27 protein-coding genes, 1 tRNA gene and 3 pseudogenes are annotated in these 26,715 nt (G+C 71.2%); 12 read left to right on the forward strand and 19 right to left on the reverse strand.

The window, feature by feature from the left end; genetic code table 11:
- Positions 1-44: 44 nt before the first annotated feature.
- A complete protein-coding gene (locus ACFZDC_RS30180) occupies positions 45-545 on the forward strand; it encodes a hypothetical protein (RefSeq protein WP_391328949.1) in 501 nt (166 codons plus the stop codon).
- Between the two features lie 4 nt (positions 546-549).
- Here the strand turns inward: ACFZDC_RS30180 and ACFZDC_RS30185 are convergent, their stop codons facing one another.
- Positions 550-1,239, reverse strand: a complete 690-nt coding sequence (locus ACFZDC_RS30185; RefSeq protein ID WP_391328950.1) for a pentapeptide repeat-containing protein — start codon at positions 1,237-1,239, stop codon at positions 550-552.
- A gap of 137 nt (positions 1,240-1,376) precedes the next feature.
- Between ACFZDC_RS30185 and ACFZDC_RS30190 the strand changes: the two are divergent.
- The 3 genes and pseudogenes from ACFZDC_RS30190 to ACFZDC_RS30200 all read left to right on the forward strand — a co-directional run.
- A pseudogene (locus ACFZDC_RS30190) lies at positions 1,377-1,803 on the forward strand (NAD(P)-binding protein); the annotation flags it as partial.
- Positions 1,796-2,071, forward strand: a pseudogene (locus ACFZDC_RS30195) (zinc-binding dehydrogenase); the annotation flags it as partial. The pseudogenes ACFZDC_RS30190 and ACFZDC_RS30195, both read left to right, overlap by 8 nt.
- Positions 2,072-2,136: 65 nt before the next feature.
- Positions 2,137-3,651 carry a DHA2 family efflux MFS transporter permease subunit gene (locus ACFZDC_RS30200; RefSeq protein WP_391328991.1) on the forward strand — a complete coding sequence of 505 codons (1,515 nt, stop codon included), beginning with the start codon at positions 2,137-2,139 and terminating at the stop codon, positions 3,649-3,651.
- On the opposite strand, the gene ACFZDC_RS30205 is transcribed toward ACFZDC_RS30200, so the two are convergent.
- From ACFZDC_RS30205 to ACFZDC_RS30215, 3 genes are read right to left on the reverse strand one after another with little or no spacing between them, the layout of a single operon-like run.
- Positions 3,640-4,122 (reverse strand): GNAT family N-acetyltransferase, encoded by a 483-nt coding sequence (locus tag ACFZDC_RS30205; protein WP_391328951.1) that lies wholly within the window; start codon positions 4,120-4,122, stop codon positions 3,640-3,642. The genes ACFZDC_RS30200 and ACFZDC_RS30205 overlap by 12 nt on opposite strands.
- 48 nt (positions 4,123-4,170) lie before the next feature.
- Positions 4,171-5,577 carry an FAD-dependent oxidoreductase gene (locus ACFZDC_RS30210; RefSeq protein ID WP_391328952.1) on the reverse strand — a complete coding sequence of 469 codons (1,407 nt, stop codon included), beginning with the start codon at positions 5,575-5,577 and terminating at the stop codon, positions 4,171-4,173.
- Positions 5,574-6,251, reverse strand: coding sequence for a rhomboid-like protein (locus ACFZDC_RS30215; protein WP_391328953.1), 678 nt, complete (start codon positions 6,249-6,251; stop codon positions 5,574-5,576). The genes ACFZDC_RS30210 and ACFZDC_RS30215 overlap by 4 nt, the downstream gene beginning before the upstream one ends.
- Positions 6,252-6,512: 261 nt before the next feature.
- Here ACFZDC_RS30215 and ACFZDC_RS30220 point away from each other — a divergent pair, with 261 nt between their 5' ends.
- From ACFZDC_RS30220 to ACFZDC_RS30235, 4 genes and pseudogenes are all read left to right on the forward strand, one after another.
- A complete protein-coding gene (locus ACFZDC_RS30220) occupies positions 6,513-6,653 on the forward strand; it encodes a hypothetical protein (RefSeq protein ID WP_391328954.1) in 141 nt (46 codons plus the stop codon).
- Positions 6,654-6,730: 77 nt separating this feature from the next.
- A pseudogene (locus tag ACFZDC_RS30225) lies at positions 6,731-6,979 on the forward strand (aminoglycoside phosphotransferase family protein); the annotation flags it as partial.
- A gap of 112 nt (positions 6,980-7,091) precedes the next feature.
- Positions 7,092-8,189: a right-handed parallel beta-helix repeat-containing protein gene (locus ACFZDC_RS30230; protein WP_391328955.1), complete on the forward strand. Its 1,098-nt coding sequence runs from the start codon at positions 7,092-7,094 to the stop codon at positions 8,187-8,189.
- Between the two features lie 59 nt (positions 8,190-8,248).
- On the forward strand, positions 8,249-9,277 hold the full coding sequence (locus ACFZDC_RS30235; RefSeq protein ID WP_391328956.1) for a methyltransferase: 1,029 nt from the start codon (positions 8,249-8,251) through the stop codon (positions 9,275-9,277).
- 87 nt (positions 9,278-9,364) lie between these two features.
- On the opposite strand, the gene ACFZDC_RS30240 is transcribed toward ACFZDC_RS30235, so the two are convergent.
- From ACFZDC_RS30240 to ACFZDC_RS30270, 7 genes are all read right to left on the reverse strand, one after another.
- On the reverse strand, positions 9,365-9,688 hold the full coding sequence (locus ACFZDC_RS30240) for a TcmI family type II polyketide cyclase (protein ID WP_391328957.1): 324 nt from the start codon (positions 9,686-9,688) through the stop codon (positions 9,365-9,367).
- 18 nt (positions 9,689-9,706) lie between these two features.
- On the reverse strand, positions 9,707-10,186 hold the full coding sequence (locus ACFZDC_RS30245) for an SRPBCC family protein (protein ID WP_391328958.1): 480 nt from the start codon (positions 10,184-10,186) through the stop codon (positions 9,707-9,709).
- A 1-nt stretch (position 10,187) separates the two neighbouring features.
- Positions 10,188-10,442, reverse strand: coding sequence for a phosphopantetheine-binding protein (locus ACFZDC_RS30250; RefSeq protein ID WP_391328959.1), 255 nt, complete (start codon positions 10,440-10,442; stop codon positions 10,188-10,190).
- A gap of 22 nt (positions 10,443-10,464) precedes the next feature.
- On the reverse strand, positions 10,465-11,709 hold the full coding sequence (locus ACFZDC_RS30255) for a beta-ketoacyl synthase N-terminal-like domain-containing protein (protein WP_391328960.1): 1,245 nt from the start codon (positions 11,707-11,709) through the stop codon (positions 10,465-10,467).
- A complete protein-coding gene (locus ACFZDC_RS30260) occupies positions 11,706-12,974 on the reverse strand; it encodes a beta-ketoacyl-ACP synthase II (protein ID WP_391328961.1) in 1,269 nt (422 codons plus the stop codon). The genes ACFZDC_RS30255 and ACFZDC_RS30260 overlap by 4 nt, the downstream gene beginning before the upstream one ends.
- Positions 12,971-13,417, reverse strand: a complete 447-nt coding sequence (locus ACFZDC_RS30265; protein WP_391328992.1) for a cupin domain-containing protein — start codon at positions 13,415-13,417, stop codon at positions 12,971-12,973. The genes ACFZDC_RS30260 and ACFZDC_RS30265 overlap by 4 nt, the downstream gene beginning before the upstream one ends.
- A gap of 87 nt (positions 13,418-13,504) precedes the next feature.
- A complete protein-coding gene (locus tag ACFZDC_RS30270; RefSeq protein WP_391328962.1) occupies positions 13,505-14,590 on the reverse strand; it encodes a SchA/CurD-like domain-containing protein in 1,086 nt (361 codons plus the stop codon).
- A 202-nt stretch (positions 14,591-14,792) separates the two neighbouring features.
- On the opposite strand from ACFZDC_RS30270, the gene ACFZDC_RS30275 reads away from it, so the two are divergent.
- Entirely contained in the window at positions 14,793-16,451 is a 1,659-nt protein-coding gene (locus ACFZDC_RS30275) for an FAD-dependent monooxygenase (protein ID WP_391328963.1), read from the forward strand.
- Positions 16,452-16,508: 57 nt separating this feature from the next.
- On the opposite strand, the gene ACFZDC_RS30280 is transcribed toward ACFZDC_RS30275, so the two are convergent.
- A tRNA-Thr gene (locus tag ACFZDC_RS30280) sits at positions 16,509-16,582 on the reverse strand.
- Positions 16,583-16,802: 220 nt separating this feature from the next.
- Here ACFZDC_RS30280 and ACFZDC_RS30285 point away from each other — a divergent pair.
- From ACFZDC_RS30285 to ACFZDC_RS30295, 3 genes are all read left to right on the forward strand, one after another.
- Complete coding sequence (locus ACFZDC_RS30285) at positions 16,803-17,939, forward strand: sn-glycerol-3-phosphate ABC transporter ATP-binding protein UgpC (protein WP_391328964.1); 1,137 nt, start codon at positions 16,803-16,805, stop codon at positions 17,937-17,939.
- Positions 17,940-18,146: 207 nt separating this feature from the next.
- Positions 18,147-18,608, forward strand: coding sequence for a hypothetical protein (locus tag ACFZDC_RS30290; RefSeq protein ID WP_391328965.1), 462 nt, complete (start codon positions 18,147-18,149; stop codon positions 18,606-18,608).
- A gap of 168 nt (positions 18,609-18,776) precedes the next feature.
- A complete protein-coding gene (locus ACFZDC_RS30295; RefSeq protein WP_391328966.1) occupies positions 18,777-19,508 on the forward strand; it encodes a sugar phosphate nucleotidyltransferase in 732 nt (243 codons plus the stop codon).
- Between the two features lie 143 nt (positions 19,509-19,651).
- Here ACFZDC_RS30295 and ACFZDC_RS30300 read toward each other — a convergent pair whose 3' ends face one another.
- From ACFZDC_RS30300 to ACFZDC_RS30330, 7 genes are all read right to left on the reverse strand, one after another.
- Positions 19,652-21,340, reverse strand: coding sequence for a DoxX family membrane protein (locus ACFZDC_RS30300; protein ID WP_391328967.1), 1,689 nt, complete (start codon positions 21,338-21,340; stop codon positions 19,652-19,654).
- A gap of 128 nt (positions 21,341-21,468) precedes the next feature.
- A complete protein-coding gene (gene rlmB / locus ACFZDC_RS30305) occupies positions 21,469-22,410 on the reverse strand; it encodes a 23S rRNA (guanosine(2251)-2'-O)-methyltransferase RlmB (protein WP_391328968.1) in 942 nt (313 codons plus the stop codon).
- A gap of 89 nt (positions 22,411-22,499) precedes the next feature.
- Positions 22,500-23,903, reverse strand: a complete 1,404-nt coding sequence (gene cysS, locus ACFZDC_RS30310; protein ID WP_391328969.1) for a cysteine--tRNA ligase — start codon at positions 23,901-23,903, stop codon at positions 22,500-22,502.
- A gap of 96 nt (positions 23,904-23,999) precedes the next feature.
- Entirely contained in the window at positions 24,000-24,404 is a 405-nt protein-coding gene (locus ACFZDC_RS30315; RefSeq protein WP_391328970.1) for a TIGR03618 family F420-dependent PPOX class oxidoreductase, read from the reverse strand.
- A gap of 55 nt (positions 24,405-24,459) precedes the next feature.
- Positions 24,460-24,957 (reverse strand): 2-C-methyl-D-erythritol 2,4-cyclodiphosphate synthase, encoded by a 498-nt coding sequence (gene ispF / locus ACFZDC_RS30320; protein ID WP_391328971.1) that lies wholly within the window; start codon positions 24,955-24,957, stop codon positions 24,460-24,462.
- Positions 24,947-25,723, reverse strand: a complete 777-nt coding sequence (ispD, locus tag ACFZDC_RS30325) for a 2-C-methyl-D-erythritol 4-phosphate cytidylyltransferase (RefSeq protein ID WP_391328972.1) — start codon at positions 25,721-25,723, stop codon at positions 24,947-24,949. The genes ispF and ispD overlap by 11 nt, the downstream gene beginning before the upstream one ends.
- Positions 25,724-26,043: 320 nt before the next feature.
- Positions 26,044-26,526 (reverse strand): CarD family transcriptional regulator, encoded by a 483-nt coding sequence (locus tag ACFZDC_RS30330; protein WP_003953493.1) that lies wholly within the window; start codon positions 26,524-26,526, stop codon positions 26,044-26,046.
- Positions 26,527-26,715: the final 189 nt, after the last annotated feature.

The following is a 26,715-nucleotide window of genomic DNA, read 5'->3' on the forward strand; positions in this document are numbered from 1 at the left end:
CACCGGAGCGGGGGCGGGGCGAGGGGCGTGACACCATCTCCCCCGTGCTCGACATCGGCTACGCCCTCTCCAACCGCTTCCCGGACCCGCCGCAGACCAACTACCGCCGCGCGGACGTCCACGCGCTGCGGCACGACCTGTTCTGCGGGGACGTCTACCTCGCGGACACCAAGACGGACCGGGAGCTGTCCACGGCCTGGGGATGGGTGCCGGTGCTGGACTTCGCGTGGGCGCTGTGCGACATCGTGGAGCAGCTGGACCGGGATCCGCTGGGCTCCCGCGCCTCCCGCCCGCAGCGGGCGGAGCTGGACTTCACCGAGTCCACCGACCGGATGCTCTTCGAGCGCCGCTTCGGCTGGGTGGACATCGAGGCCGACTGGATGCCGGCCGAGGAGTCCCCGCTCACCTTCTCCCACGCCGAACTCCGCCGCGAGTCCCGCGACTTCCTCCACGACCTGATCGCCGACCTGACCGACCTCCATGACGGCCTGTCGGAGAACCCGGCGATCTGGACCCTCCAGGCGCGTTTTCCCCGGGTGTCCTGAGTTCTCACCCCTCCACCCGGATCCCCAGCTCCCCCGCCAGCAGGGGCGCCAGATCCAGCAGCTGCCCCGTGCTGATCACCGCCCCCGACAGCCGGTCGAGCCCCCGGGTGATCTCCAGAGGGGCGGCCCCGCGCAGGTCCACGTCCTTCAGGGTCGCGCCGCCGAAGTCGGCCTCCTTCAGGGCGCAGTCGACGAACTCGACCCGCTCTAGGTGGGCGCCGGCGAAGTCCGGCTCGACCAGGACGCACGACTCGAAGACGACGTCCTTGAGCCGGGCCTCGCGGAGGTTGAGGTAGTCGATCTTTCCGCCGCGGACGACGACCCGTTCCAGGACGGCTCCGTGGAGCTGGGTGCCGCCGAGGCGGGGCTCGTGGACCTCGACGTCACGGAACGTGGACTCGGCCAGGTTCGTGCCGACTCCGCGCAGGCCGGTGAGGATCGAGTCCAGCACCCGGGCCCGGGTCAGAGCCGTCTCGTCCATCACGCAGCCGGTCAGCGCGCAGTCCATGAAGCGGGCGCCCGCGCCGTCCTGTCCGGCCAGGTCCTCCTTCCGGAACTCCAGCCCGTCGTAGTCGCCGTCCGGCGCCAAGCCGCCGCCCGGCCACGGCTCCAGAGCCGGCAGCCGCAGCTCCGGCCGTCGTGCGGCTTTCAGCCCTGCCCTGCCCGGGCCCGGGCCCGTCGTTCTCCTCGCCATGCGCCCATGCTGCACCCCGCCACTGACAGTCCGTCCGGCCTGCGGAAACCGGATCCGCAGCCGGTCGATGTCACATCTCCGGCCCCGGCCGTCGTACTCACGGACCAGGTGGACCGACTCGAGGGAGAACCCACCCCATGCACCGCATCACCCTCGTCGGCGGCGGCTTCGCCGGCCTCACCGCCGCCATCACCGCCGCCGGGGCCGGCGCCAGGGGCACCGTGTACGAGGCCCACCACACCCTGGGCGGCCGGGCCCGCACCGCCGAGGGGGCCGTACCGGACGAACGAGGGCCCGCACGCCCTCTACAACGGCGGCCCGCACTGGACCTGGCTCAGGCAGCGCGATATGGGCAGGCCGCTCGCCCCGATCCCGCCCCTGGAGGCGGTCCGGCTGCGGCTGCGCCACCACGGCGTGCTGCGCCGCACCCCGCCCCTCGCCCTGCTCAAGCTGCCGCGCCCAGGTGTCCGCCAGGCCCCCGTCGACACCGACTTCCCCAGCTGGGCGACCGGCATCGCCGGCGAGGAGGGCGCCCGCGCGGCCGCGAACCACTCCGCCGTCGCCCCGGCATCTCGTCTTCGGCTGGTCCGCCGAGGGCATCGGGGACGGACCGCGGGGGTACCACGTCGGGGGCGTCTCCGAGTCGGTCCTCGGCCCGGCGATGCTCCGGAAGGCAGGCGGTCTGCGCGCGCTCGAACGGCGCGCCCTCACCGCGGCCGCCGAGGGCCGTCTGCGCCCGGCCGTCACCCGCTTCCCGCTCTCCGAGGCGGCCGCCGCGCACCGGGCACTCCAGACGCGCGGCACGATCGGAAAAGTGGTGCTCGAGCCATGAGCATCGAGCGTGACGAACCCGCACACCCGGATGCGATACGCCCCGATTCGTGGTCTTCTGGCGAGATGAGTACCGGCCGAAGGGGTGAAACCCCGCCGATGGCGGCCGGGGCCGAAGGAACCGATCCCCACCGCTGGTGGGGGCTGGTCGTCATCGCCCTCGCCCAGCTGATGGTGGTCCTGGACGCGACGATCGTGAACATCGCGCTCCCCTCGGCACAGCATGCCCTGAACATCTCCGACGGCAACCGGCAGTGGGTCATCACCGCCTACACCCTCGCCTTCGGCGGGCTGCTGCTGCTCGGCGGCCGGATCGCCGACCTCGTCGGCCGCAAACGGACCTTCGTCGTCGGTCTCATCGGCTTCGCGGCCGCCTCCGCCCTCGGCGCCGCCGCCACCAGCTCCGGCATGCTCTTCGGCGCCCGCGCCCTGCAGGGTGCCTTCGCGGCCGTCCTCGCACCCTCCGCGCTCAGCCTGCTGACCACGACGTTCACCGACCCGCGTGAGCGCGGCAAGGCCTTCGGCATCTACGGCGCCCTGGCCGGCAGCGGCTCGGCCATCGGGTTCATCGTCGGCGGTCTGCTCACCCAGTACCTGAACTGGCGCTGGTGTCTGTACGTCAACGTGCCCATCGCCGCCATCGCGGTCCTCGGCGCCTTCGCCCTGCTCCGCGACCGCCCCGGACACGGCGACGCCCGCCTCGACGTACCCGGCGTGCTGCTCGGCTGCGGTGGACTGGTCGCGATCGTCTACGGCTTCAGCGAGGCCGAACCGCGCGGCTGGACCGATCCGCTGGTGCTCGCCCTGTTCGCGGCCGGTGTCGTCCTGCTCACCGTCTTCGTGTGGTGGCAGGGCCGGGCCCCGAGCCCGCTGCTGCCGCTGCACATCGTCCGGGACCGCAACCGCGCCGGCTGCTTCCTGACGATGATGCTCGCCGTGATCGGCATGTTCGGGCTGTTCCTGTTCATGACCTACTACCTGCAGGTGATCCTCGGCTACTCGCCGGTCAGGGCCGGTCTGGCGTTCCTGCCCCTGACCGCCGCGATCATCATCGGCTCCACCCAGATATCGGCCCGCCTGCTGCACCGGGTGGCCCCGCGCATGCTCATGGTGCCCGGCATGCTCCTGGCCGCGTCCGGGTTGCTGCTGCTGACCCGGATGACGGTCGGCTCCTCCTACGCCACCGAGATCCTGCCCGCCCTGCTGCTGATGGGCCTCGGCATGGGCCTGACCTTCATGCCGGTGTTCGCCACCGCCACCGCGGGCGTCGCCCCGCGCGACTCCGGCGTCACCTCGGCGACCGTCAACACCTCGCAGCAGGTGGGCGGCTCCATCGGCACGGCCCTGCTCAACACCATCGCCACCACCAGCAGCGCCGCCTACATCACCGCCCATCTGCACAACCCCGCCGAGAAGGCCACCGTGATCCCGGTGGGCGTGGTGCACGGCTACACGGTCGCCATCTGGTGGGCGGCGGGCGTGATGCTGCTCGCGGGGCTGGTGGCGGGGCTGATGGTCACGGCCAAGGCCCCCGGCCACGGGGCACCGGCTCAGGCACCGGTGCCGGAGTCAGTCGGCTGAGCGGCCCAGTCGGGCCAGCGCCCGGTCCGTGAGCCGGTACACCGTCCACTCGTCCTGCGGGCGGGCGCCGAGCGCCTCGTAGAAGCCGATCGCGGGCCGGTTCCAGTCCAGCACCGACCACTCCAGGCGCTCGTAGCCGCGCCGCACGCAGATGCGCGCCAGCTCGGTCAGCAGCGCCCGGCCGTGGCCGCCGCCCCGGGCGGAGGGGCGGACGTACAGGTCCTCCAGGTAGATGCCGTGCACCCCGCGCCACGTGGAGAAGTTCAGGAACCACAGCGCGAACCCGACGGACTCCCCGGTCCCCTCGTCCACGGCCATGTGCGCGAACACCGCCGGCCGCTCCCCGAACAGTGCCTCCCGCAGCTGCTCCTCGCTCGCCCGCGCCTCCTGCGGGGCCTTCTCGTACTCGGCCAGCTCCCGGATCAGGGTGTGGATGACGGGGACGTCGGCGGGGGTCGCGGAGCGAATCATGAGGGGGAGGCTAGCGAGGGTCTGTCCTCCCCCGTCACCCGGTCCGGCTCAGTGGCGGCCGGCCACCCGGTCCGCGACCCGTGCCAGGCGCGAGGACTCCGTGCTCGGGTGGAGGCGTTCGCGCTCGTCGGCGGCGCGGTAGGTGGCGTACATGCCCTGGACGCCCAGCCAGCGGAAGGGCTCCGGCTCCCACTTGCGGACCTTGTGGTTCACCCACGGCAGGTCCGTCAGCTCGGTGCGGCCGCCCTGCCCCGAGTCCTGCTGGACGAGGTCGCGCAGGGTGCGGGCGGCCAGGTTGGTGGTGGCGACGCCCGAGCCGACGTATCCGCCCGCCCAGCCGAGTCCGGTGGCCCGGTCGAGGGTGACCGTGGCGCACCAGTCGCGGGGTACGCCGAGGACGCCGGACCACGCGTGCTCGACGCGCACGCCCGCGAGGGACGGGAAGAAGCGGGTAAGGATCTCCCGCAGCGCCTCGATCGTCTCCGGCTGGGTGCGGCCGTCGTTGTCGGTGCGCGAGCCGAAACGGTACGGCACCCCGCGCCCGCCCAGCGCGATCCGCCCGTCCGCCGTGCGCTGCGCGTACATGTAGGCGTGCGCCATGTCGCCCAGCGTCTGACGGCCGTCCCAGCCGATCGCGGCCCACTGCTCCTCGGTGAGCGGCTCGGTGGCGATCATGGAGGAGTTCATCGGCAGCCAGGTGCGCCGCTGACCTTTGAGGGAGGCGGTGAAGCCCTCCGTGCAGCGCAGCACGTAGGGGGCGCGGACCGTGCCGTAGGGGGTCACGGCGTGCTGGGGGCGGATCTCGGTGACCGGTGTCGACTCGTGGATGGTCACGCCGAGCGCCTCCACGGCCGCGGCGAGGCCCTTGACCAGCTTCACCGGGTGCAGCCGGGCACCATGCGGGGTCCAGGCCGAGCCCACCGCGCCGGCCACCCTGATCCGCTCGGCGGTCTGCCGGGCACCGTACAGCTCGCGGTCCTTCTCGCCGTACGACAGCTCGTGCTCGTGGAACGCCTTCAGCCGGGCCAACTGGGCGGGGGTGGTCGCCACTTCCAGCACCCCGCCGCGGTGCACGTCGGCGTCGATGCCCTCCGCCTCGGCGACCGCGACGACCTCGGCCACGGTGTCGTTCATCGCCCTCTGCAGGCGTACGGCGGCCTCGTGGCCGTGCAGCTTCGCGTACCGGTCGCGGCCCGCGATGCCGTTGTACAGCCAGCCGCCGTTGCGGCCGGAGGCTCCGTAGCCGCAGAACTTCTGCTCCAGGACGGTGATCCGCAGAAAGGGGGCGGCCTTCTTCAGGTAGTACGCGGTCCACAGACCCGTGTAGCCGCCGCCGACGATGACGACGTCGGCGGACGCGTCCCCGGGCAGCGGCTCCCGCACCGCCGGGAGACCGTCGTCCGCGTACCAGAAGGAGATGCCGCCGTTGACGACACTGCTTGCCGAGCTGCTCATGCGCGGACGTTAACCCAGAGGGCGGCCAGTGTCTCCTTCGGATTCCATGCTTTTCCACGGCCCCTGACCAGGGGATGACACGCCAGTCCGAGGAGCACGCCCAGGAGGTGGCCGAAGTCGGTGAAGGTGCGGCTGGTGGCGAGCGGGACCGCGTAGATCGCGAGCAGGACCGCCAGGTACGGGTACCGCCAGGGCGCCGCGATCCGGTACGTGAGCACCGCCATCACCCCCGCCAGCGCGTAACTGACGCCGATGTCCAGGGTGTTGACCGCCGAGTGCGGGGCCATGCCGTCGTGGATCGCCTTCAGCAGGGCCAGCTCGCTGATCAACGTGGCGAACACGTGCGCGACCACGCACACCGCGAGCCAGCGCAGGGTGCCGAGCCAGCGTTCGGCCGAGGCGTGGAAGACGGTGTACAGGAGCGCGTACGGCAGCCAGCGGCCGCCGTCGATCCACATCGCGCTGGTGATCAGCACCCGCATCGGGTTCTGCGACAGCTCGTGGATGTTGGTCGAGCGCTGCCGCAGGAAGTCCTGCTCGAAGGCCGGCGACATGTGGTGCAGGGCGACGGTGGTGAAGAACAGGATCAACAGCCAGACGTACGTGCCCGGGGCGCTGCGGACGTAGGCCGCGACCGCCCGGAGCCCATGCCGACATCGGATGACCCGGTTCACAGACGTCAGTATGGTCGGCAAGGTGATCGAGGTGCCTGGCGAGCCGGCCGCTTCTCGGGAGAAATTCAACGGGGAGGCCGGGCGGGCGTTCGTCGCGTTCCTGCCTCGGCGGGCCGAGGAGTTCCTCGGGCGCCGGCAGCAGTGGGTCGAGGGACCGGCGATGTACGGGGTGACCGCGCTGGTCCTGGCGGTGAGCCGGGGCGACGGCAGCCCGGCCGCGCTCGAGCTGCAACTGTTCGACGAGGAGAGCGCGGCGAGCCCGTGGCCCCGCGGGCCTGGGACGGGGACGGTGCCGTACGGCTGCTGGAGCACGACGAGCCGACCCGCACCCTGCCGCTGGAGCGGCTGGACGAGGGCCGCATGCTGACCGGGGTGCCCAAGGCGCGCGAGCGGTCCTCGTGATCGGCGCACTGCTGGGCCGGCTGACGTCCGTGCCGGCCCCGGCCGGGCTGCGCCGTCCGGGCGACATCGCACAGGCGATGCCGGACCGGGTCCCCCGGGCGCTGGGCCGGATACCGGACGCGTCGGCCCGCCGGCTGCTCGCGGACTGCGCGGGCGCCGTCCGGGAGGTGCTCACCGAGCCCGGGGACCGGCCGCTGCACCGGGACCTGCACCTCGACGACGTCCTGGCGGCCGGCCGGGCGACGTGGCTCGCCATCGACCCCAAGCCACCGGCCGCCGACCCCGGCTTCGACCTGCTCCCCGAGATCGACATCCGCTACGACGCCGCGAGACCCGCCGGCGCTTCGAGGCGCCGGGTGGGCGCTGCGCGGCGGTTGACACGCCGCCGAACGGCCTATCCGGCCTATCAGTGGATTAATCGGTCATACGGTACGGGATATGAAGAGATGTCACCTCGCATATCTCGCGTGCACCGCCGCCCTCGTCGGCGTCGGACTGGGTGCGGTCCCCGCAGCGGCCGCCCACAAGATCCTGGTGGTCCACCAGGGCGAATCGATCCAGAAGGCGGTGGACGCCGCACGGGCCGGAGACACCGTTTTCGTGCTCGGCGGCACCTACCACGAGAGCGTCAAGATCAGCACCCCCCGGGTGACGCTGCGGGGCGTGGGTCCCGGGACGGTGATCAAGCCCGTCGGCACCAAGCCCGCTCCCAAGCCGCCCAAGACGACGGCCGCGAAGGCCGCCATCAGCTGTGCCGAGGGCGGCAACGGCATCTGTGTGGTGGGCACCAAGACCAAGAACGTCGAGGGCGTCACCGTCTCCGACCTGACCGTGACCGGGTTCAGCCGGGCCGGGGTGTTCGGCATGGCGACGGACGGCATGACCGTCCACAGGGTGTACGCCGTCAAGAACGGGGTCTGGGGCATCGCCCAGGAGCGGTCCGTGCGCGGCCTCTTCAGGGACAACTACGCGCGTGACAACGGCGACGCGGGCCTGTTCCTCGCCAACACCATCAAGGAGGAGGCCGGCGCCTACGACGCCGGCCGGACCCTGGTCGAGCACAACCGCTTCGAGGGCAACCGGATCGGCGTCACCGTCCGGCGGCTGCGCAACCTCACCCTCGCGGAGAACTACGTCACCGGCAACTGCGCCGGGGTGTTCGTCGTCGGCGACGAGAACAAGCCGAAGGCCGGCAACGTGCAAGTGACCTCCAACCGCGTCGACAAGAACAACAAGTCCTGCCCGAAGACCGAGCGGCTGCCCGCACTCCAGGGCTCCGGAATCGTCCTGACGGGTACCGAGAAGAACCGGGTGGCCGGGAACCTCGTCACCGGGCACGCGGGCAAGTCCCCGCTGTCCGGCGGCATCGTGCTGTTCAAGAGCTTCGTGGGCGTGACCAGCGACCAGAACGTGGTCGACCAGAACACGCTGCAGAACAACTCCCCCGCCGACCTCGTGAACACGGAGACGAAGGGCAGGGGCAACTCCTTCCGGGGCAACTCCTGCCGGGTCTCCAGGCCCGCGGGTCTGTGCTGACCGCCCGACCACTGCCCCTGCTGGACCGACGCAGGCCGAAGAAAGAGAGAGGGCGGCAGATGACGTCCGCTGAAACAGTCCCACCGCCACCCATGCGGCTGCGCGAACTCGTGTTCGGTGCGGCCTGTGCCGCCGCCGTCCGGGCGGCCGCCCGGCTGGGCGTCGCCGACGCCCTCGCCGACACCCCGATGGCTGCCGAGGACCTGGCGGCCGCGGTGAAGACCGAACCGAAGCCGCTTCGCCGGCTGTTGCGGGCCCTGTCCTGCTACGGCGTCTTCGCCGAGCGGCCGGACGGCACCTTCGCGCACACCGAGATGTCCCGGCTGCTGCGCGAGGACGACCCGAACAGCCTGCGCGCCATCGCCCTGTGGTGCACCGAACCGTGGACCTGGGACGCCTGGCCCCGGCTGGACGAGGCGGTGCGCACCGGCAGGAACGTCGTGGAGGACCTCTACGGCAAGGAGTTCTTCACCTACCTCAACGAGGACGCGCCGGAGTCCGCGGACGTCTTCAACCGCGCGATGACCCGCTCCAGCGAGCAGTCGGCGCGGGAGGTGGCGGCCCTGCTGGACCTGTCCGGGGCCAAGTCGGTCGCGGACATCGGTGGCGGCCAGGGTCACGTGGTGGCCTGCCTGCTGGACAAGTACCCGCAGATGCGGGGCAGTCTGCTCGACCTGCCCCGGGTGGTCGAGAACGCCCTGCCGCGGCTGCGCGAGGGCGGCGACCTCGCCGGCCGCGCGCGGATCGTGCCCGGCGACGTCCGGGAGGCGATCCCGGTCGAGGCCGACGTCTACATCATCAAGAACATCCTGGAGTGGGACGACGAGAGCACGGCCCGGACGCTCGGCAACGTCGTGGAGGCGGGCGGCCCTGGCACCCGGGTCGTCGTCATCGAGAACCTGGTGGACGACACCCCCTCGATGCGCTTCAGCACCGCCATGGACCTGCTGCTGCTCCTCAACGTCGGCGGGGCCAAGCACACCACCGACTCCATGGTGAGCAGGCTGACCTCGGCGGGCCTGCTGGTGGACGACATCCGGCCGGTCAACCCGTACCTGCACGCGTTCGACTGCCACGTGCCGGCGTGACGGGACACCCCCGCACAGGCCACCGGCCGCCGGGCCCGCAGCGTCGCGGGCCCGGCTGCCGGTGGCCGTCCGGGGGTGCGGTACGGCTCAGTCGCGCTCCCAGACGTAGAAGCGCTGTGCCATCGCGTCCTTGGGAGACCTCCAGGTCTCCGGGTCGTACGCGCTGACGTACGCGGACAGGCGCTCGCTGACGTCCCGGAACTCGGGGTGGCTCGTCACCTTGGCGATGGCGGGTCCCGGCTCGCGCTCGGACTCGATGAGGTGCATGTACACATCGCCGAACTGGAAGAGGCTGCGCCGCACGACGCCCACGAGGTGGGGCAGTTCTCCGCGGTCGGACTCCTCGAACACCTTGGCGATGTCCGGGGCGGAGCCCGGGGCCATCCGGGCGACGATCAGGGCCTGGTGCATGTCGCTCCTCCGTCCGGTTCAGTCGGCCAGGGCCGGGGCGGGCCGGTGTCCGGCGGCGGCCTTCTCGATCTTGTCCCGGATGAGGGCCATCTGGACCTTGGAGTTCTTGTTGATGTTGTCGGTCATCCAGTCGTCGTCGACCGGGGCGTCCGGCTTCATCGCGAAGTCCTGCGTCCAGACCATGCGGGTGCCGGCGGGGACCTCCTCGTACCGCCACAGGATGTCCATGTGGGCGAAGGGGCCGGTCTCCACACGGCGGGCCTTGACGCTGAGGGTGTCGCGGTCGGGCTCGCGCTCGGAGACCCAGCTCCAGACGGTGCCGTTCTCGTCCGGGTGCATGGTCAGCCGGAACGTCGTCTTCTTCCCCTCCCGGGAGAGGATCTCGACGGAGGCGTACTCGCTGAACAGCTGCGGCCACCTCTCCAGGTCGTTGGTCATGTCCCAGACCAGGTCCAGCGGAGCGGCGATCGTGATCTCGTTCTGGGTGTGTCCTGACATCTCAGGCTCCTGCCATCAGGGTGCTGTTGACGAGGTTGAGGAACTGCTGGGGCGTCTTGCAGCGCTCCGCGTCGACCGGCATCGGCGTGCCGTGCGCGTTCTCCAGCTCGCCGACGATGCCGAGCAGGCCCAGCGAGTCGATGCCGAGAACGTCGAAGCCGGTGTCCGGCTTCTCCTGGAGCTGCTGCGGGCTGACGGTGACCCCGGCGGCCTTCTTCATCAGCGCGGCGAGTTCTTCCACTGTGATCTGGGGCATGTGCCTTCCTCCTTTGCTGTGCTCACTGCGTGGCGCCGTGCCGCAGCACCAGCGCCGAGTTCGACCCCATGAGTCCGCGGCTGAGCACCAGCGCCGTACGCAGTTCGGCGACGCGGGCGCGGCCGGTCACGAGGTCGAGGTCGTGGCAGACGTCGAAGACGTTCGGCGTCGGCGGGATCAGTCCGTGCTCCATGGCGAGCACGGCCGCCGCGGTGTCCAGCACGGGCGCCGCGCAGTAGCCCCGGCCGATGCCGGTCTTCGGCGCCGTGACCGGCACCCGGGTGCCGTGCGCGCCGAGGGCGTCGGCGAGGGCGAGTACCTCGGCCCGGTCCGCCTCCGGCACCCCGAGGGCGTCGGCGAAGACGACGTCGACCTCCTCGGGAGCGCAGCCGGCCTCGTCCAGGGCCTGCCGGACGGCATGGGCCAGACCGTGCCGGGACTCAGCCCAGCGGGAGGCGCCGGTGAAGGTCGCCGCGTGCCCCGCCACGAAGGCCCGGACCGCCGCACCGCGCTCGCGGGCGGCCGGCTCCGCCTCCAGGACGAGCATCGCGCCGCCCTCGGCCGGCACGAACCCGCAGGCGGCATCCGTGAACGGGCGGTAGGCGCGGGACGGGTCGGCCTCGACGCTCAGCTCCTCGTAACCGAGCTGGCAGACCACCGAGTACGGCGCCAGCGGCGCCTCGGTGGAGCCGGCCACGATCACATCGGTGCCGCGCCGCACCGCCCGTGCCGCGTGCGCGAGGGCGTCCAGACCGCCGGCCTCGTCGGAGGCGACGACCGAGCAGGGGCCCTTGAACCCGCGGCGGATGGAGATCTGGCCGGTGCTCGCGGCGTAGAACCAGGCGATGGACTGGTACGGGCCGACGAAACGGCTGCCCTTGCCCCACAGCTGCTGCAGCTCGCGCTGGCCGAACGCGCCGCCACCGGACCCGGCGGCGGTGACCACCCCGATGGAGTACGGCTCCTCGGAGGTGTCGGCCTGCCCGAGCCGGGCGTCGTCGAGCGCGAAGTCGGCCGCCGCCATGGCGAAGTGCGTGAACCGGTCGGTCTGGACGAGGAAGCGCTCCTCGATCGTCACCGCCGGGTCGAAGGCGCGGATCTCGCCGGCCACCTTCAGCGGAAGGTGCTCACAGCCCTCCCGGGTGACCCGGTCGAGGACGTTGAGGCCTTCCTGGGTGGCCTTCCAGAAGGTGTCGGTGCTGGTGCCGTTGGGCGCGACGACCCCGATGCCGGTGATGGCCGCGCGTCGGCCGTGCGGTTCGCTCATCGTGTCCTCTCCCTCGTCCGGGTCAGGACCACCGCGGACTGGAAGCCCCCGAACCCGCTGCCCACGGACAGGACGCTGGTCAGCTTCCGTTCGCGGGCGACGCGCGGGACGTAGTCCAGGTCGCACTCGGGGTCGGGGGTCTCGTAGTTCGCGGTCGGCGGTACGACCTGCTTGGTGAGGGCCAGCACACAGGCGACCACCTCGATCGCCCCGATCGCCCCGAGGGAGTGCCCCACCATCGACTTGATGGAGCTCATCGGGGTGTCGTAGGCGTGGTCGCCGAGCGCCCGTTTCACGGCCGCCGTCTCGTGACGGTCGTTCTGCCGGGTGCCGGAGCCGTGCGCGTTGACGTAGTCGATCGCCGTCGGGTCGAGCCGCGCGTGGTCGAGTGCCATGTCGATCGCCCGGGCCATCTCCAGGCCCTCGCTGGTCAGACCGGTCATGTGGTAGGCGTTGCCGAAGGTGGCGTAGCCGCCCAGCTCGCAGTACACGTGCGCGCCGCGGGCCCGGGCGTGTTCCAGCTCCTCCAGGACGAGCACCGCACCGCCCTCGCCCATGACGAACCCGTCACGGTTGTTGTCGAAGGGCCGGGAGGCGTGTGCGGGGTCGTCGTTGTTCGGGGAGGTGGCCTTGATCGCGTCGAAGCAGGCCATGGTGATCGGGGAGATCGGCGAGTCCGAGGCCCCGGCTATGCAGACGTCGGCCCGGCCCTCCTCGACCGTGTGGAAGGCGTACCCCACGGCGTCCAGGCCCGAGGTGCAGCCCGTGGAGACGGTCTGCACCGGACCCTGGGCGCCGAAACGTTCCGCCACCGCGGACGCCACCGTGCTCGGCGAGAACGCCCGGTGCAGATGCGCGCCCGCCTCACGGTGATCGACGTCCCAGCGCTGCCCGCGGTGACTGACCAGGACGTAGTCGTGCTCCAGCCGGGTGGTGCCGCCGACCGCGGTGCCCAGCGAGACCGCTATGCGCCAGGGGTCCTCCCGGGCGAGGTCGAGGCCGGAGTCCCGGACCGCCTCGTCCCCGGCGACCAGGGCGAACTGGATGTACCGGTCCGCCCGTTCGGCCTGCTCCGCGTCCAGGCCGTGCGACACCGGGTCGAAGTCGCACTCGGCGGCTATCCGCGACCTGAGCTCCGAGGGGTCGAAGAAGGTGATGCCCCGCGTCGCGGTCCGGCCGTCGGCAAGCAGATCCCAGAATGCCGGTACGCCGATGCCGCCCGGAGCAACGATGCCTATGCCAGTGACCGCCACGCGCCGGGTCATGACCTGACCCGACCCCGGTCGGCCGCGTGCGCGGCACCCGCCTCGGCCGGCTCGGTGACCACCGCGGCAGCCCCGATGACCTCCGTCTCCTCCGTGTCGACATGACCCAGCTGCGGCCGCGGGGCCAGCGGACCCAGGTGAAAGACGATCCGCGCCTCCACCTTGCCGACATTGCGGAAACGGTGCCGCATGTGGGCGGGGATCATCAGCCCCTGCTCGGGCCGCAGCGAATGCGGCTCACCGTCGAGGTCCACCTCCAGCTGCCCGCAGACGACGTAGACGAACTCCTCGGAGTACGGGTGGTAGTGCTCACCGATGCGGTCACCGGGCTGCACGATGGCCACACCCATGAAGCCGCTGGTGGAGCCGACCGTGGCCGGGGTGAGCATGGCGCGCAGGTCGCCGCCTCGCCGGACGTTGGGCTCGACCTCGCTGAGATCCACGATTTTCGGACGGGGTTTGATGGACAACGTTTCCTCCGTGGTGTGTGCGGCGTCGGCGCTCGGTGATGGGGGGAGCGGGCCGTCGGATCAGGCGTCCGGCGACCGGCGGTCGGTGATCAGGTCCATACGGGCGACCCCGGCGTCCAGCAGCTCCCGAACCTCGGCGGCCACCTTGGCGTCCGCCGGCAGTGCCTCGACGCCCCGCTCGTCGCGCACGTCCACCAGCCGGACCACGATGTCGTCGCGCTGGAAGACCGTGCTGCGCAGCACCGGGCTCGCCGGATCGTCCGCCGCCGCCGTGTCGGTCCGCGCGAGCAGCTCGGCCAGCCGCATCCCGCGGCCCGGCCGGGCCGGGTAGTACAGGGCCTGCCGGATCCCCTCCCGCTGGTCGTCCGCGCTCACGTGGTGGACGGCAGGCAGCGCAGCCCGGGTGAAGAACATCCGGGCCGACTCCTGGTCGTCGAGGTCCCGGTCCTGCTCCAGATACGGGTTGATCGCCTCCTCCACGGCCCGCACCTCCGGCTGCCGGGCCACGTGCCGCAGCGCCGCGAGCAGATCGCCCCGCACCTCGATGGCGCGCACCACCCGGTTGCCGTGCATGAACAGCGACGTCCGGCACAGCCGCGTCGTGTCGTCCACCCGCGCCTCGGGCGAGGCGTAGTCCGAGAGGATCTTCGCGACCTTCTTCTCACTGCCCGGCTTGACCGTGAAGGTCAGCGCGTGCCGGATCACCCCGTCGCCGATGCGCGGGTGATCCTGCAGCCGGCGCTTGCCCGACTGCGCCTGGCCAGCGGCGCCGCCGGTCTCGCGCACCACGTGGAACCGCAGCGACCTGGTGTCACGGACACAGCTGTGCAGCGGCTGCACCATCCGCACGTGCTCCTCGCTGTTCACCCAGGTGAGGAACGGCGGGGCACTCTCCCACTCACTCGTGATGAGCCATTGGGATGGATTCTCGATGGACTGGCAGAGTTGGTCGCTGACATGGCCGGGAACCGACGCAACCTGGTTGCACAGCTGCTCGTACGCCTCGAGGAACTGCTGCTGCGCGCCGTCGTAGACGTCGACCAGGAGGACGACCCGGAGCCGGGAGCCGTCGAACACGGACTGGGAGACACGCTTCGACACCTCGCGTGCCGGCGTTTCTGAAAGACGTTCAGACGTCGTGGTCATCCTGCACACATCTCCTTCGCGGGGGGCAGAGCCGTCGCCGGCCGCGAATGACGCGACGGCAGCGTTCCTTGATCCTGTGCCGGTCCCCACGGGCCCGCGACTCGTATGAACCACGTGGGTGATTGGGCACGCGAAGCCACGGCCACCGGGCAAGAGAACTCACAGGCGCCCCACACGCTCACCCCTGCCTCTGGAGGCTTCGATGCATCAAAAAGCCGACCACCGGGTCCCCGTCCTCATCGTGGGCGGCTCTCTGGTGGGCCTGTCCATGTCCGTGTTCCTGGGCCGTCTGGGTGTGCGGCACATGCTCGTCGAGCGGCACTCCGGGACCTCGATCCACCCGCGTGGACGCGGCAACAACGTGCGGACGATGGAACTGTTCCGGGTGGCCGGAATCGAGCCGGACATCAAGGCGGCGGCCTCACTCCTCGCCGAGAACCACGGCATCCTGCAGACCCCCACACTCGTCGGCGACGCGGGCGAATGGCTCTTCAAGCACATCGACCCGGGCGGCGGACTCGCGAGGTTCAGCCCCACCAACTGGTGCCTGTGCAGCCAGAACGACCTCGAACCCGTCCTCCTGGACAACGCCCGGGAATTCGGCGGCGACCTGCGTTACTTCCACCGGATGGAGTCCTTCGAACAGGACGCCGACGGAGTGACGGCGGTGGTGCGCGACCGCAACACCGAGAAGTGCTACACCGTCCGGGCGGACTACCTGGTCGCCGCGGACGGCCCCCGCAGCCCGGTCCGGGACGCCCTCGGCATCGGCCAGACCGGCCCCGGCGACCTGTTCGCCAACGTCAGCGTCACCTTCCGTTCCTCCGCGCTGGCCGAAGTCGTCGGCGACCGCCGCTTCATCTGCTGCTACCTCACCCACCCGGACGCCGACGGCGCCCTGCTGCCGGTCGACAACAAGGAACGCTGGGTCTTCCACGCCCCCTGGCACCCGGAGCACGGCGAAACGCTCGACGAATTCACCGAGGAACGCCTCCAGCGCCACATCCGCCGGGCCGTGGGCGTGTCCGACCTCGACGTGGAAATCACCGGAAAGGCGTCCTGGCGAGCCGCCGAACGGGTCGCCGACCGCTACGCCCACGGAAGGGTCTTCCTCGCCGGGGACTCCGCCCACGAGATGTCCCCCACCGGCGCCTTCGGCTCCAACACGGGCATCCAGGACGCCCACAACCTCGCCTGGAAGCTGGCCGCCGTCCTGGCCGGCTGGGCGGGACCCGGCCTCCTCGAGACCTACGACACCGAACGCCGCCCGGTCGCCCTGGCCACCAGCGCCCGCGCCTCCGCACGCTCCGTCGAACACAGCCACCCCGGCTTCGCCCCCGCCCCCGGCGTCGGCGTCGGCAAACGCGGCGGCATCCTGAACGTCGTCCTCGGCTACCGCTACCCGCACGGCGCCGTCCTCGGCACCGACCCCGACCAGCCGGTGGTCCCCGACGGCCTGACCCTGTCCGGGCAGCCCGGCACCCGCGCCCCACACCTGTGGCTGCGTCGCACCGGAGCCCGCCTGTCCACCCTCGACCTGTACGAGCGCTCCCTGGTCCTGCTCACCGACGCCCCGGACGACGCGGGCTGGCACGAGGCGGCCCGCCGCATCGCCGGCACGGACGGCGTACGACTGGACGCGTACCGGATCGGGCCCGGCGGGGACGCCGACCTGATGTACGACACCTCCGACACCTCCGGCACGGCCGAGACCGACTGGGCCCGGCTTCACGGCGTCACCGCCGACGGCGCGGTGCTGGTACGGCCGGACGGATTCGTGGCGTGGCGTGCGACGGGGGCGGTACCGGACCCGGAGGGGGTGCTGCGGGAGGTGCTCGGGGCCCTGCTCCGAACAACCTGACCTGCAAAAACCTGAAGGCCACCCGAACGGTGAGATGCGGGTGGCCTTCGTCGCCGGAGCCCCCTGTCGGATTCGAACCGACGACCTTCGCTTTACAAGAGCGGCGCTCTGACCAGCTGAGCTAAGGAGGCCTGCACGCGCGCGTGCCGCGTGCGTGCCTGTGCAGTGTACCCACGTCCCGGCGCGGCCCCGTCGAAAATCTCCGCGAAGTTCACAGGGGTCCAGGTGCTGACAGACCGCGTGAACGGCAGGTACCGTCCTGACCCAGTTCACTCGTGTGGACTACACCAACCACCTTCCTACAACGGATCGTCCGGCACGTTCCTGCCGGTAGAAGGGGGCCCATTCACCATGGCCACTGTCTCGTTCGACAAGGCGACCCGGATCTACCCGGGTTCCACCAAGCCCGCCGTCGACGCGCTCGAGATCGACATCGAGGACGGCGAGTTCCTCGTCCTGGTCGGCCCGTCGGGCTGCGGAAAGTCCACCTCCCTGCGGATGCTCGCGGGCCTGGAGGACGTCAACGCCGGCGCCATCCGCATCGGTGACCGCGACGTCACGCACCTGCCGCCCAAGGACCGGGACATCGCCATGGTGTTCCAGAACTACGCGCTCTACCCGCACATGACGGTCGCCGACAACATGGGCTTCGCGCTCAAGATCGCCGGCGTCAACAAGGCGGAGATCCGGCAGAAGGTCGAGGAGGCCGCGAAGATCCTCGACCTCACCGAGTACCTGGACCGCAAGCCGAAGGCGCTCTCCGGTGGTCAGCGCCAGCGTGTCGCGATGGGCCGGGCGATCGTGCGTGAGCCGCAGGTCTTCCTCATGGACGAGCCGCTGTCCAACCTGGACGCCAAGCTCCGTGTGTCGACGCGTACGCAGATCGCGTCCCTGCAGCGCCGCCTCGGCATCACCACCGTCTACGTCACCCACGACCAGGTCGAGGCCATGACGATGGGCGACCGTGTGGCGGTCCTCAAGGACGGTCTGCTCCAGCAGGTCGACTCGCCGCGGAACATGTACGACAAGCCCGCGAACCTCTTCGTCGCCGGCTTCATCGGCTCCCCGGCCATGAACCTGGTCGAGGTCCCGATCACCGACGGCGGTGTGAAGTTCGGCAACAGCGTGGTGCCGGTCAACCGGGACGCGCTGAAGGCCGCCGCCGACCGGGGCGACCGCACGGTGACCGTCGGTGTCCGTCCCGAGCACTTCGACGTGGTCGAGCACAACGGCACCATCGCCGCCTCCCTGTCCAAGGACACCGAGGACGCCCCGGCCGGTCTCGCGGTCTCCGTGAACGTGGTCGAGGAACTGGGCGCCGACGGCTACGTCTACGGCGCCGCCGAGGTCGGCGGCGAGGTCAAGGACCTGGTCGTCCGCGTGAACGGCCGCCAGGTGCCGGAGAAGGGCTCCACCCTGCACGTCGTGCCGCGTCCGGGCGAGATCCACGTGTTCTCGACCTCCACGGGCGAGCGGCTCTCCGACTGATCAGCCTGAGCAGCGCGTTTGCACCCAGGTTGACGAAAAGGGCCCCGCGGACCGCCGCGGGGCCCTTTTCGTCGCCGAGAAATACCCCGGCACACCGATCATTCCGGGCGGCCGCGTCAACCCCTTACCCAGAAAGAGGAGCTACTTCATCCCCCATGAGGGTGACTAAATGTCGCCAAATCATTACCGGGCGCTACCCTCACTCGCGTGAAGCACTCCACCAACCCTCAGACGCAACGCGGCCACCGGGGCGGCCCTGCCCGCCGGATCGGCCGCACTCTCGCCCTCGTCCTGCCCGTCGTCCTGGTGCTCTCCGGAACCCTCGCGGTCACCCGGGTCAACTGGACGGGGAGCCCCTCCAGCTCGGTGCTCACCGCCTCGGACGTCTCCGCGGCGGAGATCTCCACCAAGGCGGTCTCCCGCGCCCCGCAGGACGTGCTGCGCGACCAGCTGATGACCGAGCTGCAGGACAAGAACCCCGGGGTGGTCCTGACCCACCTCCAGCAGGCCGTCAACGGGCACCCCTCGCTGGCGAAGCACTGCTCCTCCATCGCCCGGGCCCTGGGCCGGGCGGCGGTGCGCATCTACGGCGCCTCACGTGCGCAGTCGTACGCCCGCCCGGTCTGCGACACCGCCTTCGCCTCCGGGGTGCTGGCCGCGCACAGCTAGGGCTGCCCGGCGGATCAGGCCGGCTCCGGGCAACGGTGTGTCATCAGTACGGGTGAGGCATGATCCGCCGCGGACAGGTCCTGGGAGCGGTTGGGAAACAGGTAACGGCTCCTTAAGGAGCCTGTTGCGGCCGGAATCCCGGCCGGGGCGCCACGTACAGTTCGGGACATGACCCATCCGAACGCCGCGTTGCGCCCTACACAAGCCGTGGTCCTGGCCGGTGGCCAGGGCTCACGGCTGCGTCCCTACACCGACGACCGGCCCAAGCCGATGGTCGAGATCCCCGGCACGGGCACTCCGATCATCGGCCACCAGCTGGCCTGGCTCGCCGAAGAGGGCGTGACGGACGTGGTGGTCTCCTGCGGCCACCTCGCCGAGGTCCTGCAGAAGTGGCTGGACTCGGCCGACCTGCCCGTGTCCGTCACCACCGTCGTGGAGACGGAGCCCCTCGGCCGCGGCGGCGGCCTCAAGTACGCCGCCGCGCATCTCCCCCACCCCGACCGGCCCTGGTACGCCACCAACGGCGACATCTGGACCCGCTTCTCCCTGCGGGACATGGCCGACTTCCACACCGAGCGCGATGCCGTCGCCACCTTGGCGATGGCCAGGCCTCGGATTCCCTGGGGTGCGGTGCAGACCGACGGGTTCGGGCACATCACCGACTTCATCGAGGCCCCGCCGTCGACGTTCGAGATCAACGCGGGTGTGTACGTGTTCTCGCCCGAGTTCCGCTCGCTGCTGCCCGAGCGGGGGGATCACGAGCGGACGACGTTTCCCCGGCTGGCCCGTGAGCGGAGGCTCGCGGGGTTCCCGATTCCGCAGGGTGCCTATTGGCGGGCCATCGACACGGCCAAGGATCTGACGGAAGCGGCCAAGGAACTGGCGGCGCTGGGTCGCTGACAGTTCGTCCGGGCCGCACAGCGACACCGCCCCGCGCCCCGGGTGGGTCAGCCCCCTCCCCGTACGTGAAAGGGCCCCGTACCTCGCGTGGATGCTGCAACAGCATCCACGCGAGGTACGGGGCCCTGTGCCGTCTTGCTCCGTCAGCCCAGGAGGCCGCCCACCAGGCCCGGCTGGCCGGAGGACGAGCTGCCGCCGGAGCTGCCGGTGCCGCCTGTCGCCGTGCCGCCGCCCGTCGAGGTGCCGCCCGTGCTGGTCGGGCCCGCCGTCGTGCTGGGGGCGCCGCCCGTCGGGGAGGACTGGCGGGCCGGGTTCTGGCCCGTGGTGCCCTGCGTCTGGCTGGGCATCGTGGTGGTGGAGCCGGTGCTGCGGCTCGCGCCCGGGGTGGTCGCCGCACCGGAGGGGCTCGCGCCGGCCGTGGCGCCGTCGGACGGCGAGGTGGAGGCCGACGGGGTCCCACTGTGCCGTCGGCCGGGCTCCTCGGGCTCGGGCAGCGGGGAGCCGGGCACGTTGTTGCGCGGGGCCTCACCGGGGCCGGGGACGACCACGCGGCTGGAGTCGCGTACGGCGCCGCCCAGCAGGGAGCCGACGAGCAGGGTGAGACCGATGGTGACGGCGGTGAGGAGGGCGCCGCGACGCAGCACGTAGCGGCGCAGCTCCCAGATGTCGGAGCGGGGGCCGAGCCTGCGCCAGGCGCTGCCGGCGAGGCGGCCGTCGATCGAGTAGACGGGGGCGCCGGCGATGATCAGCGGGGACCAGGCGGCGAGGTAGATGATGTCGGGGGCGTCGTAGGCGGGGACGGTCTTCCAGCTGACGGTGACGATCAGGGCGGCGGAGAGCAGGGCGCCGACCCCGGCGGCGACGCGCTGCCAGCAGCCGAGGATGGTCAGGACGCCCACCACCACCTGGAGGAAGGCGATGACCAGGCCGGAGCCGACCGGATGGTGCAGGGCGAACTGGCGAAGGGGCTCGGCGACTTCCCAGGGGTGCAGGGTGTTGAGCCATTTGACCATCGAGCCGCGCTTGCCGCCGTCGAAGTAGACGGGGTCGCACAGCTTGCCCATGCCGGCGTAGATGGAGATGAAGCCGAGGAAGATGCGCAGCGGGAGCAGGACGACGCCGAGGTTCATGCGGCGGCCCGGGTAGTAGGCGTGCCGGGCCGGGTCGTCGGCGTGGCGCCTGGCGCGGCGTTTGCCCGCGGCTTCGGCGGTCTCCTCGTAGTCGTCGAACTCGCCGTCGAAACCGCTGTCGAAGTCGTCGTCGAACTCGCCGGCGGCGTAGGCCGGTTCGTCGTAGGCGCTGCCCGCCGTGCGCATGTGGGGCAGGAGTCGGGTGCCGTCGTCGGCGGCGGTGCGCTGGTGGCCGACGACGGGGGTCTCGACGGTCTGGTCGATGCCGCCGTAGGCGTCCGCGTACCCGGTCCCGAGGCGCGGGATGACCTGGGTGGCGCCGGCCTCGGCGGGTTCGTCGGCGTGGCGGACGCTGCTGCCCCGGACGGCCTGGAGCAGTCGGTGGGCGCCGGTGTCGTCGGGGGCGGACCTGCCGCTCCACACGACGGGGCGACGGCGGCCGGCCGCGGCGGCGCCGGCCCGGCCCGCCGTGCCCACGACCGGCATGCGGGCGGTTTCCTGGGTGGCGCTCAGGCGCCGGGCGATACGCGGGGATCGACTGCCCTTGGCCGACGCGCCCAACTGCACGCGGAAGCTGGCGTGACTGACGATCACCTGCGCCGGATCGCTCGGCACCTTCACCATGCTCAGCGCGGGAGCGTCGTCGAATCCCGACGAGCGGTCCCCCGTGGGTGTGCGGGGTGTTCTGGTGTCCACACTCATCTAACCGAGTGACGTGGAGTTAGGACACTGCTTTGACCGGGCGGATGTGTCCGGACCGCGTCAAAGCAGCCCCGAACGCCATCGGGACGCCGGAATTACCCCGCACAGGTGAACTTTGGGACGAGTGTTCAGCTCCGCCTGCGTGCCGCCTCGTACAGCACGATCCCCGCCGCCACACCGGCGTTCAGGGACTCCGCGCCGCCCGGCATCGGGATTCGCACCCGGAAGTCGCAGGTCTCGCCGACCAGGCGGGACAGGCCCTTGCCCTCGCTGCCGACCACGATGACGGCCGGGCCCCCGAGGGCCTCGAGCTCGCCGAGTTCCACCTCGCCGTCCGCCGCCAGACCCACGACCGTGATGCCGGCCTTCTGGTAGGCCTCCAGGGCCCGGGTGAGGTTGGTGGCGCGGGCGACCGGCGTGCGGGCGGCCGTACCGGCGGAGCTCTTCCAGGCACCGGCGGTCATACCGGCCGAGCGGCGCTCGGGGACGACCACGCCGTGGCCGCCGAAGGCGGAGACGGAACGGACGACCGCACCGAGGTTGCGCGGGTCGGTGACACCGTCGAGCGCGACGATCAGCGGGTCCTCGCCCGCGTCGTAGGCCGCCCCGGTGAGGTCCTCGGGGTGCGCGTACTCGTACGGCGGGACCTGCAGGACCAGGCCCTGGTGGTTCAGGCCGTTCGTCATGCGGTCCAGCTCGGGGCGCGGGGCCTCCATGAGGTTGATGCCGCCCCGCTCGGCGACGAGCTGGAGGGCCTCGCGGACGCGCTCGTCGTTGTCGATGAACTGCTGGACGTAGAGCGTGGAGGCGGGGACGCCCTCACGCAGCGCCTCGACCACCGGGTTGCGGCCGACGACCAGCTCGGAGGCGGACTTGCCGCCGCGGCCGCGGGCCACGGGGCGCCGCACGGCCTGCTTCGCCTTGGCGTTGGCGATGCGGTTCTTCTTGTGACCCTTGCGCATCTCGGCGGGCGGGGTGGGGCCCTTGCCTTCGAGCCCCTTGCGCCGCTGGCCGCCACTGCCGACCTGCGCGCCCTTCTTGCCGGACATGCGGCGGTTGTTCGCGGCCATGACCTACCTGTTCTCTGCGGAAGTGTTCGTACGTCTATGCAGTGTGCCGCCCGAAGGGCCGGGCGGCACACTCGATCAAGGGCCGGTGCTCACCGCGGCCCGAGACTCCAGCGCGGGCCCTGCGGGCTGTCCTCGATGACGAGGCCGGACTGGTTGAGCTGGTCGCGGATGGCGTCGGCGGTGGCCCAGTCCTTGCGGGCGCGGGCGGACTCGCGCTGGTCGAGGACGAGCCGTACCAGGCTGTCGACCACGCCGTGCAGGTCCTCGCCGCGGTCGGCGCCCTCGCCGGCCCAGTGCGCGTCCAGCGGGTCGAGGCCGAGGACGCCGAGCATGGCCCGCACCTCGGCGAGCCGGGCGACGGCGGCCTCCTTGTCGTCGGCGGCCAGCGCGCTGTTGCCCTGCCGGACGGTGGTGTGCACGACGGCGAGGGCCTGCGGGACGCCCAGGTCGTCGTCCATCGCCTCGGCGAAGGCGGGCGGCACATCGGCCGCCGGCTCGACCACGCCACCGGCCTTCTCCACCACGCGCTGCACGAAGCCCTCGATCCGTGCGAACGCGGACTCGGCCTCGCGCAGGGCGTCCTCGCTGTACTCGATGGTCGAGCGGTAGTGCGGGGTGCCCAGGTAGTAACGCAGCACGATGGGCCGCCACCGCTTGGCCATCTCCGACACCAGCACCGAGTTGCCGAGCGACTTCGACATCTTCTCGCCGCTCATGGTGACCCAGGCGTTGTGCACCCAGTACTGGGCGAAGTCGTCGCCGTAGGCCTTGGCCTGGGCGATCTCGTTCTCGTGGTGCGGGAAGATCAGGTCCAGGCCGCCGCCGTGGATGTCGAACGCGGACCCCAGATACTTGTGGGCCATCGCCGAGCACTCCAGGTGCCAGCCCGGGCGGCCGCGTCCCCACGGCGTCTCCCAGTCGGGCTCACCCGGCTTGGCGGCCTTCCACATGGCGAAGTCACGCGGATCGCGCTTGCCGGTGATGCCCTCCTCGGCCGGCTGGCGCATCTCGTCCAGGTCCTGCTTGGACAGCTCCAGGTAGGACGGCCAGGAACGCACGTCGAAGTAGACGCTGCCGTCGGCCTCGTAGGCGTGACCGCGCTCGATCAGGGAGCGCATCATCTCGACCATCTCGGTCACGTGCCCGGTGGCACGCGGTTCGTAGGTCGGCGGCAGGCAGCCGAGGGCGCTGTAGCCGTCGTTGAAGGCGCGCTCGTTCTCGTAGCCGATCGCCCACCAGGGCCGGTTCTGCTCGGCGGCCTTGGCGATGATCTTGTCGTCGATGTCGGTGACGTTCCGGATGAACGTCACGTCATAGCCGCGGTAGGCGAACCAGCGGCGCATGATGTCGAAGTTCAGGTACGAGCGGACGTGCCCGATGTGCGGTGCCGCCTGCACGGTGGCGCCACACAGGTAGATCGAGACACAGCCCGGCTTGAGCGGGGTGAAGTCACGGATCTGCCGGGCGCTGGTGTCGTACAGGCGAATAGTCACCACTCCAGGGTAGTGGGCGCGGGGCAGTGCCATGCGCCCACTACCGGGGAACAGCGTATTCGTGCGGCTCGGGACAAGTGCGCCGCCTCGATCCCCTCAGAGGGACCCGACGACCTTGCGCGGCGTGATCCTGACGACGACCCGTTCCGCGTCCTGGCTGGAGGCCGGGTTGAACTCGGCGTACTTCTTGCCCGTGTACTTCAGGCTCAGTTCGTCGATGAGCTCCTGGCCGCCCTGCGTGGTCATCTCCGCGTCGCCCCGGATCTCGGCGTACTCGTACGGGGAGTCGGGGTTGACGACGACGACGCTCACCCGGGGGTCGCGGTCCAGGTTCTTCTTCTTGCGGCGGTCGACCGTCGTGGAGAAGAGGAGCTCGTCGCCGTCCCGCTTCACCCAGACCGGGGACAGCTGCGGGGCGCCGTCGGGCTGGACGGTGCCCACGACGACGAAGACGGGCTCGTCGAGCAGGGACTTGAGCCGGTCGGACAGGACGGCGGACATGGGGTACCTCCGATGCCTCGGTCAGCGGTGACTCTGCGGGTACCCTCGCACGCCCTCAGCTCACTCGCACCACAAGCGCCGTGGCCACCGCCATCAGCCCTTCCTCACGGCCCGGGAAGCCGAGCCCGTCCGTCGTCGCGCCGGACACCGCCACCGGGGCACCGGCCGCGTCGGAGAGGATCTTCTGCGCCTCGTCCCGGCGCTTGCCGATCTTCGGGCGCGGTCCCACGACCTGGACGGCGATGTTGCCGATGGCGAAGCCGGCCTCACGGACGATGCGGGCGGCCTCGGTGAGCAGGGTGATCCCGGAGGCACCGGACCACTCGGGGCGCCCGGTGCCGAAGTGCTGCCCGAGGTCGCCGAGCCCGGCGGCGGAGAAGAGCGCGTTGCACGCGGCGTGGGCGACGACGTCGGCGTCGGAGTGTCCGGCCAGACCCGCGCCCTCGCCCTCCCACTTCAGGCCGGCGCACCACAGCTCGCGGCCTTCCTCGAAGGCGTGGATGTCGGTGCCGATGCCGACCCGGGGCAGGACGAACGAGGTCTCAGAAGCCATCGTTGAGCCTCCTGCGGGCCAGTACCGCCTCGGCGAGGACCAGGTCGAGGGGGCGGGTGACCTTGAAGGCCTCCTCGTGGCCGGGGACGGCTACGACCCGCAGACCGAGCCGCTCGACCATGCCGGCGTCGTCCGTGACGTCCTCGGTGACGGTCTCGTGGGCGCGGACCAGGGTCGCGCGGTCGAAGCCCTGGGGCGTCTGCACGGCGCGCAGCCGGGCCCGGTCGGGGGTGGCCACGACCGGCTCGGGGTCGCCGGGGACGGCCGCGGGCTCGACCTCCTTGACGGTGTCGGCGAGCGGCAGCGCGGGGACCACGGCGGGGGCACCGTCGCGTACGGCCTCGATGACCGCGTCGACGGTGTCGACGGGGACGAGCGGGCGGGCCGCGTCGTGCACGAGGACGACGCCGTACTCGGGCGGCAGGGCGTCGAGGCCGAGCCGGACCGACTCCTGGCGGCTGTCCCCGCCGGGGACGACCAGGAAGTCGGTGCTCCCCCAGCTGCCGGTGGGAGTGCCCCCGGGCAGCGCGTGCGCGTCGAGCAGGGACTTGACCTCGGCGGCGCCGTCCGGCGGGGCGACGACGATCACCAGCGCGACGTGGCGGGACGCGGCGAGGGCGCGGACCGCGTGGATCAGCATGGGCGTGCCGTTCAGCGCGCGGAGTGCCTTGGGGGCGCCCGGGCCGAGGCGTACGCCGCGGCCGGCGGCGGGAATCACGGCAGCGACGGGGATCTGCGCGGGTGAGGGGCGCGAATCGTCAGACATCGGTTCCTGTCAGGTTTGTGTGCTCGACCTAGGTGGGTATGGCCTGGAGGAGCGCCGGGCGCGATGCCTTGACCGGACCCTTCCGTGACCCTGGTCGAGCCATCTGCCCGGGCCCGGCACACCAAGTATCGGGGGGTTTCCCCCGAGGTGAACGACAGGCGTTACGGCGGCCCGTCGCAGCGGTATCACGGCGACCGGAGTGCCGGGGGACGAACATGCCGCAGCGCCCGGCGACAGGGTCAGTGTCATCGGGCACCGCGGCATTTTCATTCACTGTGCTGAGCGTGCTGAGGGCAGCGGTGGTTGCCGCCTGGGGCGCGTCAGGAGGCGAGCACCTCGTCGAGCAGGGCCTCGGCCTTGTCCTCGTTCGTGTTCTCCGCCAGGGCGAGCTCGCTCACCAGGATCTGGCGGGCCTTGGCGAGCATGCGCTTCTCACCGGCGGACAGTCCGCGCTCGCGCTCGCGACGCCACAGGTCACGCACGACTTCCGCGACCTTGATGACATCACCGGAGGCGAGCTTCTCCAGGTTTGCCTTGTAGCGACGGGACCAGTTCGTGGGCTCCTCGGCATACGGCGCGCGCAGCACCTCGAAGACCCGGTCGAGCCCGTCCTGACCGACCACATCACGCACGCCCACGAACTCCGCATTGTCCGCCGGCACACGCACCGTGAGGTCACCCTGGGCGACCTTCAGCACCAAGTAGGTCTTGTCCACGCCTTTGATCTGGCGAGTTTCGATGGCCTCGATCAGCGCGGCCCCGTGATGGGGATAGACCACGGTGTCGCCAACCTTGAACGTCATGTGACAGGTACCCCTTCCGTGGCTATCCAGGGTAACACGGATACGGCGTGTTCTGAATGGCGTTTTCGCAGGTCAGGGCATATCTCGGGGCTTGACAACAGCGACAGGAACGTGCTTCGAGGGGCCTGCGGAAGCAGGTATTCGCAGGTCGGAGGGGCTCTTCGGGCGGGGTGAAACGCGCACGTTACA

It is taken from the genome of Streptomyces sp. NPDC007905 (genome assembly GCF_042959345.1).
Lineage (GTDB): Bacteria > Actinomycetota > Actinomycetes > Streptomycetales > Streptomycetaceae > Streptomyces.

Excerpts from the sequence above, each read along its gene's own strand:
- ACFZDC_RS30185 (WP_391328950.1), bottom strand. The coding sequence starts at position 1,239 with ATGGCGAGGAGAACGACGGGCCCGGGCCCGGGCAGGGCAGGGCTGAAA.
- ACFZDC_RS30200 (WP_391328991.1), top strand. The coding sequence starts at position 2,137 with ATGAGTACCGGCCGAAGGGGTGAAACCCCGCCGATGGCGGCCGGGGCC.
- ACFZDC_RS30205 (WP_391328951.1), bottom strand. The coding sequence starts at position 4,122 with ATGATTCGCTCCGCGACCCCCGCCGACGTCCCCGTCATCCACACCCTG.
- ACFZDC_RS30210 (WP_391328952.1), bottom strand. The coding sequence starts at position 5,577 with ATGAGCAGCTCGGCAAGCAGTGTCGTCAACGGCGGCATCTCCTTCTGG.
- ACFZDC_RS30230 (WP_391328955.1), top strand. The coding sequence starts at position 7,092 with ATGAAGAGATGTCACCTCGCATATCTCGCGTGCACCGCCGCCCTCGTC.
- ACFZDC_RS30235 (WP_391328956.1), top strand. The coding sequence starts at position 8,249 with ATGACGTCCGCTGAAACAGTCCCACCGCCACCCATGCGGCTGCGCGAA.
- ACFZDC_RS30240 (WP_391328957.1), bottom strand. The coding sequence starts at position 9,688 with ATGCACCAGGCCCTGATCGTCGCCCGGATGGCCCCGGGCTCCGCCCCG.
- ACFZDC_RS30245 (WP_391328958.1), bottom strand. The coding sequence starts at position 10,186 with ATGTCAGGACACACCCAGAACGAGATCACGATCGCCGCTCCGCTGGAC.
- ACFZDC_RS30250 (WP_391328959.1), bottom strand. The coding sequence starts at position 10,442 with ATGCCCCAGATCACAGTGGAAGAACTCGCCGCGCTGATGAAGAAGGCC.
- ACFZDC_RS30255 (WP_391328960.1), bottom strand. The coding sequence starts at position 11,709 with ATGAGCGAACCGCACGGCCGACGCGCGGCCATCACCGGCATCGGGGTC.
- ACFZDC_RS30260 (WP_391328961.1), bottom strand. The coding sequence starts at position 12,974 with ATGACCCGGCGCGTGGCGGTCACTGGCATAGGCATCGTTGCTCCGGGC.
- ACFZDC_RS30270 (WP_391328962.1), bottom strand. The coding sequence starts at position 14,590 with ATGACCACGACGTCTGAACGTCTTTCAGAAACGCCGGCACGCGAGGTG.
- ACFZDC_RS30275 (WP_391328963.1), top strand. The coding sequence starts at position 14,793 with ATGCATCAAAAAGCCGACCACCGGGTCCCCGTCCTCATCGTGGGCGGC.
- ACFZDC_RS30285 (WP_391328964.1), top strand. The coding sequence starts at position 16,803 with ATGGCCACTGTCTCGTTCGACAAGGCGACCCGGATCTACCCGGGTTCC.
- ACFZDC_RS30295 (WP_391328966.1), top strand. The coding sequence starts at position 18,777 with ATGACCCATCCGAACGCCGCGTTGCGCCCTACACAAGCCGTGGTCCTG.
- ACFZDC_RS30300 (WP_391328967.1), bottom strand. The coding sequence starts at position 21,340 with ATGAGTGTGGACACCAGAACACCCCGCACACCCACGGGGGACCGCTCG.
- rlmB (WP_391328968.1), bottom strand. The coding sequence starts at position 22,410 with ATGGCCGCGAACAACCGCCGCATGTCCGGCAAGAAGGGCGCGCAGGTC.
- ACFZDC_RS30315 (WP_391328970.1), bottom strand. The coding sequence starts at position 24,404 with ATGTCCGCCGTCCTGTCCGACCGGCTCAAGTCCCTGCTCGACGAGCCC.
- ispF (WP_391328971.1), bottom strand. The coding sequence starts at position 24,957 with ATGGCTTCTGAGACCTCGTTCGTCCTGCCCCGGGTCGGCATCGGCACC.
- ispD (WP_391328972.1), bottom strand. The coding sequence starts at position 25,723 with ATGTCTGACGATTCGCGCCCCTCACCCGCGCAGATCCCCGTCGCTGCC.
- ACFZDC_RS30330 (WP_003953493.1), bottom strand. The coding sequence starts at position 26,526 with ATGACGTTCAAGGTTGGCGACACCGTGGTCTATCCCCATCACGGGGCC.